Source organism: Cohnella phaseoli (assembly GCF_003386235.1).
GTDB lineage: Bacteria > Bacillota > Bacilli > Paenibacillales > Paenibacillaceae > Cohnella > Cohnella phaseoli.
Genome location: NZ_QRDZ01000047.1, coordinates 1 through 12,519 on the forward strand (window position 1 = coordinate 1; position 12,519 = coordinate 12,519).

General features: G+C 56.3%; 10 protein-coding genes. 4 read left to right on the top strand and 6 right to left on the bottom strand.

Annotation, left to right across the window (positions count from 1 at the left end; genetic code table 11):
- From DFP98_RS35570 to DFP98_RS35580, 3 genes are all read left to right on the top strand, one after another.
- Positions 1 to 197 (top strand): IS3 family transposase (locus tag DFP98_RS35570; protein ID WP_147310326.1); only part of this gene is annotated, 197 nt, incomplete at its 5' end.
- A gap of 290 nt (positions 198 to 487) precedes the next feature.
- Positions 488 to 2,296, top strand: a complete 1,809-nt coding sequence (locus DFP98_RS35575) for a fibronectin type III domain-containing protein (RefSeq protein WP_116065394.1) — start codon at positions 488 to 490, stop codon at positions 2,294 to 2,296.
- A gap of 302 nt (positions 2,297 to 2,598) precedes the next feature.
- Entirely contained in the window at positions 2,599 to 5,784 is a 3,186-nt protein-coding gene (locus DFP98_RS35580; protein ID WP_116065395.1) for a hybrid sensor histidine kinase/response regulator, read from the top strand.
- On the opposite strand, the gene DFP98_RS35585 is transcribed toward DFP98_RS35580, so the two are convergent.
- Positions 5,732 to 6,976: an MFS transporter gene (locus DFP98_RS35585; RefSeq protein ID WP_116065396.1), complete on the bottom strand. Its 1,245-nt coding sequence runs from the start codon at positions 6,974 to 6,976 to the stop codon at positions 5,732 to 5,734. The genes DFP98_RS35580 and DFP98_RS35585 overlap by 53 nt on opposite strands.
- Positions 6,977 to 7,051: 75 nt before the next feature.
- Positions 7,052 to 8,122: a saccharopine dehydrogenase family protein gene (locus DFP98_RS35590; protein WP_116065397.1), complete on the bottom strand. Its 1,071-nt coding sequence runs from the start codon at positions 8,120 to 8,122 to the stop codon at positions 7,052 to 7,054.
- 116 nt (positions 8,123 to 8,238) lie between these two features.
- Between DFP98_RS35590 and DFP98_RS35595 the strand changes: the two genes are divergently transcribed.
- The gene (locus tag DFP98_RS35595; protein ID WP_116065398.1) at positions 8,239 to 9,354 is read left to right on the top strand and encodes a helix-turn-helix transcriptional regulator; all 1,116 of its coding nucleotides are present in this window, start codon (positions 8,239 to 8,241) and stop codon (positions 9,352 to 9,354) included.
- A gap of 67 nt (positions 9,355 to 9,421) precedes the next feature.
- On the opposite strand, the gene DFP98_RS35600 is transcribed toward DFP98_RS35595, so the two are convergent.
- The 4 genes from DFP98_RS35600 to DFP98_RS35615 are packed head-to-tail and all read right to left on the bottom strand — an operon-like array spanning position 9,422 to position 12,516.
- On the bottom strand, positions 9,422 to 9,751 hold the full coding sequence (locus tag DFP98_RS35600) for an L-rhamnose mutarotase (RefSeq protein ID WP_116065399.1): 330 nt from the start codon (positions 9,749 to 9,751) through the stop codon (positions 9,422 to 9,424).
- Positions 9,752 to 9,776: 25 nt separating this feature from the next.
- The gene (locus tag DFP98_RS35605) at positions 9,777 to 10,910 is read right to left on the bottom strand and encodes a Gfo/Idh/MocA family protein (protein WP_246017063.1); all 1,134 of its coding nucleotides are present in this window, start codon (positions 10,908 to 10,910) and stop codon (positions 9,777 to 9,779) included.
- Positions 10,907 to 11,359, bottom strand: a complete 453-nt coding sequence (locus DFP98_RS35610; protein ID WP_116065400.1) for a MaoC family dehydratase — start codon at positions 11,357 to 11,359, stop codon at positions 10,907 to 10,909. Before DFP98_RS35610 ends, DFP98_RS35605 begins: the two co-directional genes overlap by 4 nt.
- Positions 11,356 to 12,516: an extracellular solute-binding protein gene (locus tag DFP98_RS35615; protein ID WP_116065401.1), complete on the bottom strand. Its 1,161-nt coding sequence runs from the start codon at positions 12,514 to 12,516 to the stop codon at positions 11,356 to 11,358. Before DFP98_RS35615 ends, DFP98_RS35610 begins: the two co-directional genes overlap by 4 nt.
- Between the last annotated feature and the right edge of the window lie 3 nt (positions 12,517 to 12,519).

A 12,519-nucleotide genomic window follows, 5' to 3' on the forward strand; every position in this document is an offset into this window, starting at 1 on the left:
TGGAAAGCTTTTTTGCTACGCTAAAGAAAGAGAAGCTATACAAGATCCACACTGAGCGCTATCCGATGGCCTCTATTAAATCGATCATCTTCAGGTACATCGCCGTTTACTACAACAGACGGCGGATCTACACCTCTAATCCAGGGGGCTGGCCCCCAGCTATTTATCGCGAAAGAATGCTGTCACAAGCAGCTTAGCAGGGATTTCTGTATGAGGGTGTTTTCAAACTGCACTTTTTTTGACAACTCCAGAAAATGCTTACAAATTTTCCCCCTCAAGTAGAAGATTTTGGCCTTTTTGAAGAGACAATTCCGTTTACAATTTATGTATCCGAACCAGCAGACGATGCACCTACGAGCCAGAGATCGGCGGGCATTTCATCGTTTTTTGCATTTGCTTCTAAATCAAGGAGGTGGTACGGAGGAGTAAAATTCTATCTCTTGTAAGCGTTTTCTAAGAGAATCTATTATCCAGAGGAGGAGAATTAATGTACGCCATTTTTAATCGCTCGTTAACGCTTGGGTTCCGGGTTACGCTCATTTTAGCATTGGCCTTGGCCGGACTGCTTCAAAGCGCCAATATCAATCGTGCGGAAGCAGCCGTTCCCAACAACAAAATCATCGTCGGCTATTGGCACAACTTCGACAACGGTTCGACCAATATCCGGCTCCGCGACATTTCGCCGGATTTCGACGTCATTCAAGTCGCTTTCGCCGAGCCAAGCGGAGGCCCGTCCAGCGGCAACATGGCTTTCACTCCTTATAACGCTACCGTCGCCGATTTTCAATCGGATATCGCTTACCTGCAGAGTCAGGGCAAAAAAGTGCTGATCTCCATCGGAGGAGCCAACGGCACGGTCGAGCTGTCCTCCGCCCAGGCCAAACAAACCTTCGTTACGACAATGAAAAATCTCATCAACACCTACGGATTCAACGGCATTGACATCGATCTGGAAGGCAGCTCCCTTAGCCTGAACGGCGGGGATACGAATTTCCGTAGTCCGACGACTCCCAAAATCGTCAATCTGATCGCGGCGATTCAAGAGATCCTCGGCAGCTACGGCAGCGATTTTCTGTTGACCATGGCGCCTGAGACAGCCTATGTGCAAGGGGGCTCTATTTCTTACGGCGGACCTTGGGGCGCTTATTTGCCGGTCATTTACGCGCTGCGCAACGACCTGGATTACCTGCACGTCCAGCATTACAATTCCGGGCCAATGACGGGTCTGGACGGCAAATCGTACAGTCAAGGCACAGCGGACTTCCAAGTAGCGATGGCTGAAATGCTCCTTGCCGGTTTCCCGGTCGGAGGCAATACAAGCAATTTGTTCCCTGCATTGCGGGAAGACCAGGTGCTGATCGGACTGCCTGCGTCCCCTCAAGCTGCCGGAGGCGGCTACACTACCCCGGCCAACGTGCAAAAAGCGCTTGATTACTTGATCAAAGGCCAGTCATACGGCGGCACGTACGTGCTGCGCAACGCTTCCGGATATCCAGGCCTGAAAGGGCTGATGACCTGGTCGATCAACTGGGACAAATACACCAACTTCGGGTTCTCCAGCCCTCATCGCACTTACCTGAATCAATTCAACGGACCTGTGGAAAACGTGCCTCCGTCCGTTCCAAGCAATCTGCACGCTACTGGCGTAACGTCCAACAGCGTCAGCCTTGCTTGGAACGCTTCCACCGATAATGTAGGCGTAACGGGCTACATCGTCACCTACGGTTCGACGAATGTCAATGTAACAGGCACAAGCGCGACGATTAACGGCCTTGCTTCCAGCACGCCATATACGTTTACCGTGAAGGCTCGGGATGCCGCCGGCAACATATCGGGCGCCAGCAGTCCGATTACCGTCACAACAGGTGCGCCGCCAACCGATCCGATCAAGCCGACCGCGCCGACCAACCTTACCGTAACTTCCACGACATCTTCGGAGATCGGCCTGTCTTGGACAGCCTCAACCGATAACGTGGGCGTCACCGGATATACGGTTTCTTACGGATCGTCGAACGTCCAAGTCGCCGGCACGAGCGCAACAATCACGGGCCTCGCGGCTGGCACGACCTACACCTTCACGGTTACGGCGAAAGACGCGGCAGGCAACGTCTCCGACGGAACGACGATTCAAGCGACGACAGCAACTACCGGAACTCCTGCCTGGGCGCCGAACACGAGCTACAAGGCCAACGACCGGGTCGTCTACCAAGGCAAGACCTACTACTGCATCCAGGCCCACACGTCCCTTACCGGTTGGGAGCCGTCGAACGTTCCTGCTCTGTGGGGATTACAGTAATAGGATTTTCTTCCAGGGTTCGCATAGAAATAGGAAATCCCCTCGACCAACGAAAGGACCTCAGATTCCGTCTTGCAGCGGAGTTTGAGGTTCTTTTTCTCGATAAACCCATTATGCCGCACCTCCCTTTAGCCGATAAGAACGGACAATCCGCAGTCCTTTCCGCAACCTCGCCGTTCCACAAATATTCGGAATTTTTCCTACTTAATTCTTTTCCTGTCGTTAACTATCCACGGGTATAGTAAAATCGAAATAGTTGTAAAATCAGAAAGTTACATATGCGAAACGAGGCCGCAGCCTAGATGGAACAACCCAAACCTCATCCAACCAAAAAATCAATCGCCAAACGAAACGTCTTGAAATACGTCGGCCTCACGGTCGTCCTATTCGGGATATTGTTCTGCCTGCGGTGGGCATGGTTGCAAGCGTTCTATACGACGGAGGCTCCAAGCCCCGTGGATGGCGTTGTAGATATGCGCGGCGTTGATTTGGCGAGCTCGCCTTCCTTTTTTCTGAATGGACCGTGGCTCTTTTACCCAAATCAACTTCTGTCGTACGAGGACCTACGGTCGGAGGACAAGGCGTTCAGCATCGTCAAGGTTCCGGGAGATTGGAGAAAAGGATTCGAGCCGGACTCCGGCACATCCTACGGGTACGGCACCTATCGGCTGCGTATTCTCATCGATCCTCTTCAGCAACCCGTTGCGCTTTGGATTAAGGGCATTCAAGCCTCCTCCTCCGTCGAAATCAACGGTTTTTCCGAAGGAGCTATCGGCAAGCCGGCATCTGACGTCCAAGATTACACGGCACGGAATATATCCTATACTGCCTCCTACACTGTAGCGGGAACGACTGAGCTGGACGTACTGATTCGAGTTGCTAATTACGACGAGCCGTTCCACGGCGGAATTACTCGCTCCATTCGTTTCGGCTCGCAAGCCGCGATCGATACGATCCGGTTGTTTTCCATCGGCTCTCAGTTGGTTACAATTGTCATTCTGCTGCTTCACGGACTGTATGCTTTTATTCTTTACTTGTTTAACCGCCAGGAGCGAGGATTGTTTACGATGGCTCTGTTGACGCTGTCCGTTGCGCTCGCTTTAATGGCAGGTCAAGATAACATCCTGCAGATATTGGTACCGATTACTTATGCATGGCAGATCCGGATCAGACTGATCGCTTTACTATGGCAAAATCTGTTCATCCTCTTTCTATTTCGTAGATTGGCTTCGGCGGCTCCTCGCCGCGATTTGTGGCTGCGCAGCTACACCGCTTTACTAGTCGTTCTGACGGGAATCCTGATGACGGCTCCCGCTTCCTGGGCTAACGCATTCGTCGATTTTTACGGCTTTATCGGCATCTATCTCATTCCGTTTATTTGGCTGTTCTTTGTCTTGGGCAAGATGATTGCCAACGAACGGAGCGACAGAGACGTTGCGTTTTTGCTGCTGACCGCGGCTGGAATCATTTCCAACTTGATCTGGAGTCTATTCGAATCAGACTTTGACGTGACTACCGTATACTATCCGCTCGATTTGATGATTACGATGATTGGCTTCTCCGCTTACTGGTTCAAAAAATATTTTCGCCAGGCTCACGAGAACAGTATACTGAACAACCAGTTACAAAGAGCGGATAAGCTGAAGGACCAATTTCTTGCCAATACGTCGCACGAGCTGAGGACGCCGCTGCACGGCATCATGAATATTGCGCAGAACGTAGTAGCCAAGGAAAAAGCCTCGCTGGACGAAGGCAGTCTGAAAAATATGGAGCTGCTGATCACGATAAGTCGTCGCATGTCCCATATGTTAGGGGATCTGCTTGACGTTGCGCGGCTGCAAGAGCATCGCGTCTCGCTGCGTCAGGAGCCGTTGCAGGTGCGCGCGCTCGTACCCGGAATCGTCGGCATGCTGCAATTCATGTTCCAGGGCAAGCCCGTAAAACTAAATATCGATATTCCTGAATCGATGCCGCCGGTGTTCGCGGACGAGCAGCGACTCGTGCAAATTATGTACAATCTTATTCACAATGCTTTGAAATACACCGAGGAAGGAACGATTACCGTCGCCGCTGAGGTGAACAAAGGACGAGCCGTCATTCAGGTGGCCGATACGGGAGTCGGCATGAATCGAGAGACTCAGGCGCGCATATTTCTCCCCTACGAGCAAGGGGCGCACGGCGTGAGCGACGGAAGAGGCATCGGACTAGGGCTGAGCATCTGCAAGCAATTGGTGGATTTGCACGGAGGGACTTTGACCGTCCAGTCAGCCCCGGGGGAAGGCTCGATGTTCAGCTTCGATCTGCCGGTGGCGAATTCAACGAATATCCCGCAGGCACCCGTGGAATTGCCGCTGCAGCGAGCATTCGACGAGACGGAAGAGCGTTTCTTCGGGCTAGCCGCCCCGGACATCGCGGCGGAGGAGATCGCAGCGTCCATGCTTGTCCCGCCGCTGTTAAGCGATACAGTGCTGCATATTCTGGCCGTGGACGACGATCCTGTCAATCTGAACGTGCTCGCCGGCATGCTGGAGCTGGAGCCCTACCGGATCACAACGGTGCAATCCGCTCGCGAAGCGCTTGAATTGCTTAGTACAAGGCCGTGGGATCTGCTGATTGCGGACGTGATGATGCCGCAGATGTCCGGCTACGAGTTGACGCAGCGAGTCCGGGAGCGCTACTCCCTGTCCGAGCTTCCGGTGCTGCTGCTCACTGCTCGCAGTCAACCCGCCGACATCTACACCGGTTTTCTGTCAGGCGCAAGCGACTACGTAACGAAGCCGGTGGATGCGCTGGAATTGAAATATCGCATTCGAGCGTTAACTTCGCTTAAACAGTCCATTAACGAGCGTCTGCGAATGGAGGCCGCTTATTTGCAGGCGCAGATTCACCCCCACTTTCTGTTTAATACGCTGAATTCCATTCTGGCGCTAAGCGAGATCGATACCGAGCAGATGCGCCTGCTTGGCAACGCCTTCGCTTCCTATTTGCGGATCAGTTTTGATTTTCTGAACACGGGGGAACTGGTGGAGCTGGCCCACGAGCTGGATCTCGTTCAAGCTTATCTGCAGATCGAAAAGGCTCGTTTCGGGGACCGGTTGAAGATCGAATGGGAGATGGCGCCCGGCCTTGATCTGCTCGTCCCCCCGCTGTCCATCCAGCCGCTCGTGGAAAATGCCGTAAAACACGGCGCGCTTGGCCGAAATGTCGGCGGCACCGTTCGACTGCGAATCGTTCGCAAGGATGGAGCGACAACGATCGAAGTGAGCGACGATGGCCGAGGCATGAGCCAGAAGCAGATCGATACGCTATTGGACGCTTCCCTGCAGGGCAAAGGAGGCATCGGGATCGCCAACACGAATCGACGCCTGCTTCAACTGTACGGTCAAGGCCTATCCATTTTCAGCCGTCCTCTGCAAGGAACGGTCGTCTCGTTCGTCATTCCTGACGCTCGCGGCGGGGCCTCCTTGCCCACAGAACAACGGGAATAAGCAGCAAGGACATCGCACCGCCGATCAGCGAAAGAGCGGCATAGCTGGAACCGGCGACGACCATGCCGGACAATGCGCCTCCCGAAGCTCCGGTCAACGCGATTAGCACGTCGATCGTCCCCTGCGTCTTGGCGCGGGTCGTCGGCGTCGTCGCGTCGACAATCTGGGCCGTGCCGCTAATTAGGCCGAAGTTCCAGCCAAGCCCGAGCAAAGCTAACGCTGCAATCAGCAGCGGCAGCGAATCGGCGGGGGCTGCTGCGGCAAGACCGCCGGCCAGCAGCAGCGTAATCCCGGCCACGCATGACATCGCATAGCGGCCAATCCGATCTACGAGCACGCCAGTCACCAAGGACGGGAGATACATGGCGCCGACATGGATGCCGATAACCAGCCCGACGTCTCCTAGTCCATGACCGTGATGCTGCATATGGACGGGCGTCATCGTCATAATCGCGACCATCACGATCTGCGTCAGTACCATTACGGTCGTTCCGACGACAAGTCCGCGATTGCGGAACGGAGCCGAAGGCTTGCCGGCGGAGGTCTGGGCTCTTCCCGCCTCCTGCCCGGCGGCGATCGCCTTGGCCGCGATGTAGGGATCGGGTCGGAGAAAAGCAAACAAGATCAGCCCGGCCAGAGCAAATGCCGCAGCCGACAACAGAAACGGGCCTGTCAGTGCGGGAAGGCCGAAGGAAACGGCGACATCGCCCATCGGCCGAACCAGATTCGGCCCCGCCACCGCGCCCAAGGTAGTGGACACCATCGACAGGCTGACCGCCTTCGCCCGCTGCTCCGGCTTGGCCAGATCGGTTCCGGCGTAACGGGCCTGCAGGTTCGTCGACGTTCCCGCCCCATAGATCAGCAAGGAAGCAAGCAGAAGCGAGAGCTGATTTGTCGCGCCGGCCAGTACGATGCCGACCGCTCCCGCGCTGCCGGCCAGAAAACCCGTCGACAGGCCGGCCCGCCGTCCGTAACGATGCGTCAGCCGCCCCACGAGATAAGCCGATACCGCGGAGCCGAGCGTGATTAGTGCAACCGGAACCCCCGCATAGCTGTCCGCTCCCAGCATCTCCTGAGCCATCAGCGCCCCGACGGTTACCCCTGCGGCTAGTCCCATTCCTCCGAATATTTGCGAAATGATAATAATGATCAATGTCCTGGAATAAAGCCGTTTTACTTCATTTTCCGTCATGGGATCAGCTCCCTCCTGTTCGTTCGGGTAATTATAGCACCGCTTTGCAGGCGAATCTATTGTTGATTTTGGGGGCTATGAACGGATTTCGACTTCCAGTTCCTCCCGGCTCAGCCTGCTCATCCTCTTCCAATCAAGCAACTGCTCGATCGAAAATACGCCGGCAGGCATTGTCGAGCCGCAGACGGCTTCGGAGACATCCAGCGCGCAAAAAGCGGTCAGCTCGGATTGCCTGCGGCCTTGCAGCCGATATACGGCGGCAGCCATGCGTCCGTCCTTCTCGCCGACCGCTTCGACCTGTACAGCAAAGCGCTCCGAGCCAAGGTGCACGCGGCCGAAGCAGGCGATCGCCGCTGCGCGGAGCGGCTTCAACCTTAACAGACGGTGCAAGCCCAGCTTGCGAAATCCCGCGAGAAATGCCGTTATGAAAGCCGGGTCGAGGCATAATCTCGTCGATATGTCGGGAACGCCAAGCGTGCTCGGCAAGGAACGTTGATCCGAGAACGGAAACCGGTAAGCCGATCTGCGGCCGATAGCGCCCCGAAAATCCGCCAATCTTGCGTCCGTAAAGCTGCCGACCGTCTCTGAGCGACCCTTCTTGATTATTTCGAAACGCGTTCCTAGATTGTCCACCGTCCATTCAAGCGCAGCTTTCCCATGCCTATCGCCCAGCCCGAGCAGGATCGTAATTTCTATAGCTTCGGTACGATCGAGACGACGACAGGCTTCCAGCGCCAGCAGATTCGTGACCCCCGGCGCCAGCCCGACATTCATAACCGCCGTCGCTCCTCCGCGCTCCGCTTCCTTCTGAAGAGCCTCCACCTGAGCCTGGAACGAAATATTTGCCGATACGTCGATATAATGCGCGCCGCTCAGAAGACAGGTGCGAACGAAGGAAACATCCTTCTGATCCAAGCACATGACGACCAGCTTGACGCCCTCCAGCAGCTTGGGATCGACCGGCCGGCTAATGTCCAACTGCATGGGCAAAACCCGCCCCTCCGTCTCTCTGCTGAGCTGTTCCGCTCGTTCCAAGCTTCTGCCCGCCGCATACACTTTGCCAGGGAACCTGTGACCGAGCTCCCGACATACGATGCTGCCAACCGCCCCATAACCTCCTACGACAACGATCCGGTCTTTGTCCATGTTGCTCTTGCCAGCTCCCTTGCTTATTCTAGATGTAATCAGTTTATTCTCACTCTAGACGAATAAGGAGCTGCGGCGCCATCCCAGAAAGGTGGGATTCTTCCGCAGAAGACGATATGAACAACATCAAGCAACGGATCGAACGGCTGGCCGAGCAAGCCGTCTCCTCCAAGGAGTTCAGATTGGCGCTTCTGGCGCATCTACGCGAAGCCTTCCCATTCGAAGGGGCATGCTGCACCGTCGTAGATCCGCGGACGCTGCTTTCTGCGGGAGCCGTTACCGAAGACGGCGTAGAGGCGATTCATCATCGTCTGTTCGAATTCGAATACGGACATCGGGATTATAATCGGTTTGAGGATTTAGCCGAAGCGGATCGTTCTGCTGCCGCTCTGGGGTTGGCGACGAACGGCGATCCTGAACGCAGCGCCCGCTTCCGCGAAGTGCTGCAGCCCGCCGGCTTCGGGGACGAGATGAGGGCGGCCCTGGTAAGCGGGGGAAAATGCTGGGGCTTCCTTACTCTGCTTCGCGGGAAGGATCAGCCTTTGTTTGCGGCAGAAGAATTGGCGCTTCTGACGTCGCTCGTTCCGGCGATCGCCGGCGCCTTGCGGCGAACGAGCCTGGACCTTGCAGACGAATCCGCCGAGGAACCGGGGTTAGAGTCCGGCGTGTTAATCGTGGAGGCCGACGGCGTTCTGCTGTCCGAGCTGGCGGCGACCGATGCGGCCGCGCATTGGCTGGCCGCTATCCGCGAGGCCGAGGGCATCGGCGACGAAGTGCTGCCCCGTCCGATCAGGGCGGTATGCATCCGGGCGCTGAACGGGGAGACGGGGACGGGCAAGGAGCTGGCGCATGGAAAAGCCGCCCGTACCTGCGTCAGGCTTGCGGGCGGCTCCTATGTGACGATTCGGGCCGACAGGCTGCTCGGCAAGGCTTCGAGCGCGCAGCTTGCCGTCATTTTCGAACAAGCCCAGCCGGCCGACAGGCTGCCGCTGATCGCCGAAGCCTACGGATTGTCGGAGCGCGAGAAGCAGCTGCTCGTCGCTGTCGTCCGTGGACTATCGACCCATGAAATCTCACGGGAACTCCACATCTCGGTCTATACCGTGCAGGACCATCTCAAGTCGATCTTCGCCAAGACCGGAGTATCCAGCCGCAGAGAGCTGATCTGGCAGCTGTTCTCTCGTTACGCTTCCCCGATAAGCACCTCGGAACGTCCGGCAGGGGAATCCTGACGACGAGGTGACGCGCAGTTAGCAGCTTGACTCGAGAGAGCGCGCTCCCTCGGGTCAAGCTGCTTTTTTAATCCAGATGGAATACTTCCTCCATGCTTGCCCACCATTCGCCTTCCGCCCGGGTTTCAAGGGGTTGCTGGCAAGGTTTGCAGACGTCCCACCATTGTTGAGTGATCGGATCGGCTGCCATTCTGGCCGAATCCGCTTCGAAATCGGTTCCGGTATACTCGAAATAACTGAACAAAAAACCTTCTTTGTAATAAATCGAATAATTCTTGATATGGCATTCCTTGATCATCCTAAGCACATCCGGCCATACCTTGGCATGCAGCCTCTTGTATTCCTCAAGCCTGTCTTCTTTTACGCGAATTAAGCTTCCGTAGCGCTGCGCCGGCATGCTCGCTTCCCCTCCCCTCGAAAAATTAGCCGATCTCTTCGAGCGCGACGATACGGCCCAACTCCATGGAACGATACGCCGCGAACACCGTTTGCATCGTAATCAGGTTGTCCTCCACGCTGTTTTCCGGCTCCCGCTCTTCCTCGATCGCCCTCATCAGCTCGCCCATCGTCCCCATGAATGCATGAGGGAACCAGCGTCCCTCTAGCTTAGGCGCATACCAGCCGTGCGGTTGCAGATTTTTCGAATAAAGCGCAACGGTATCCTCCTGCCCCACCGGATAATTGTACAGGGCCCCGTTCGTGCCTTTGACGACGCCCTCCGTACCGTCGAAACGGAAGGTCGCGAACCAGTCGCTCTGCTCTATGAAGTTCGTATGATTATCATAGACGAGCCCGCGCGTGTCGTCTTCGTACAGCATTTGGATGGTCGTTCGGGTTTCACCTCGGACGGCAGTCGCTCCCGGATAGCTTGCGCCGTCGGCGAATATCGCTTTGGGCGAACTGCCCAGCACGTAGCGGATCGCATCGAGGTAATGTATGCTATGATACATAACTTCCAATCTGTCTGCCTGAGCCAGCCACTCCCACGTTTCCCATGGGGTGTTCACATGCACTTGTATCGCACCCTGATAGGGTGCGCCGATCCATCCTCGCTTCACGGCAGTGCGGCTCGCCTGAATGCCGGGAGCCCAGCGCATTTGCTGGTTGACGGCGGCCTTGACGCCCGCTCGGCTGCACATCGCCGCAATGTCCAGTGCGTCCGAGTAGCATTCCGCAAGCGGCTTCTGGCAAAGAATATGCAGCCGATAAGGCACAAGCTGGCTGATGACCTCCGCTTGAAAAGCTGCCGGTACGGCAACGTCCGCGATCGCAATCTCGGAGTGGGAGGCCAGCCGCTCCAACGAATCGAAGACGTTCTCAATGCCAAATTCTCGCGCCAGTGCCTCGGATTTGGCTCTATCGCGGTCGTACACCCCGACGATCCGGAAGCCGGCCATTCGATAAGCGGGCAGATGGCAGCTGCGGACGATATCCCCCGCACCGACGATTCCGATACCCATATCCCGTTTTCTCGGCAGCCGAGGTTGATACGCCCAATCCATATTCCCCAGAGTCGATTCAAGAGCCCGTTGGTCGGAGTGCTCCGTGCGGCTCATGCTTCGGCCCCTCCCCGTTTTCTGACCATTAACAGATGCTCGCAGGCAAGCACGACTTCATCCCGTTGATTCAGAATAGCCAAGCTTTCGCTGACGATACCGAAATCCGGCCGTTTCGCATGGTCTCTCTTCCCGCCGATCGCCACCTGCGCGCGGATCGTGTCTCCGATATGCACAGGCTTGATGAAGCGAAGCTTCTCGTAGCCGTATGAGAACGCTTCGGGATTGATCTCCCCGGCAGTCATCCCGACGCCAATGCTGAAAATAAGCGTACCGTGGGCGATCCGCCGTCCGAAGTCCTGCGTCTTGCACCATTCCTCGTCCATGTGATGGGGATAGAAATCGCCCGTTTGTCCCGCATGCAAAACAATATCCGCCTCGGTAACCGTACGTCCCCAGGTGTCGCGGGAATCTCCAATCCGATAATCCTCGAAGAAAATCGACCTCATTCTCGATCAGCTCCTTTCCGAAGGGACTCCCGGTATAGCCGGTTCATTTCCGCTAGCGCCGCTTGCGGCGACATCTCTCTCTTCAGACAGGCTTGAACCGGGTAACCGGCACCGTCTTGAAAATGAAGATAGCCGTTATATCTCGGGCGCACATAGGCCCGGTCCAACGCGGGAAGCGTACGGGAGAAATAAGCGCCGCTGGCCGCATTCAGGCTTTCGCTGAGCCAAGCGGAACGATGCCCCGGTTGGCCGCCGCACTCGGCGTAAAGCGTTCTTTGCAACTCCGGAGACGCGACAAAAGCGGCATAAGCGACCGCAATGTCCCTATGCGGGCTGACCGAAGAGACCGCAATTCCGGTTCCGCCGAGCGTAGTGCGCAGCCGTTCTCCGCCGGTTCCGAACCTGGGTGCGTCGCCGAAAATCAACGTCCGCTGCCCGTACCCGGGTTTCGCGTAGTTAGAATATCCGTATGCGAACGGGCAGTACGCCAAGTCGTCCCGCTGCGTCATCGCTTCGTACATCCGAATCGGATTCCAGCCGAAAACGGCCGGATCGCACAGAGATGCCAATTCGCGCAGCGCCTCAAGCGCAGCGTAAGCCGTATCCGCTCCGACGACCTCATCTTCGCTCAAGAAAGGCGTTTCTCCGAGCGCAATGCAGAACGTATAGAAGTTCATCAGACTATCGATCGGAATACCGGGGATGGCCACCAGTCCCTTGCGAGCCAATGCCAGAACTTCTTGCCATGTCTCCGGCGCTTGTGCGTCATTCCGCTCCAGCACGTCCTCCCGCCAGGAAGCTACCGGCGTCGCGGCATCGATCGCAAGCGCCGTCTGTTTGCCGTTGAAGGAATAGCTTCTGTGGGACGCTCCGACCGTGTGCTCGGCCTGATCGTTCATATAGTCCCGGGGAAGAGCTTCGTTAAAATCGACGAGCGCGCCGCTTGCAGCCGCATACCCCGCCCACGGGTGATCGATGACCAGCAGATCGTAATGCTCAACGAGCTTTTGAATCGGCGCATCGGCGAATTCCTGCAAGGAACGCTTATCCCAGTTAATCGTCACTCCTTCATGTAGTTCTTCGAACCGCTGGGAAGTCGCAACCATTGGAACGAATCCCCTGGAGTGGTTCCATGTCATTCCTTTTAACTGTACCATGCT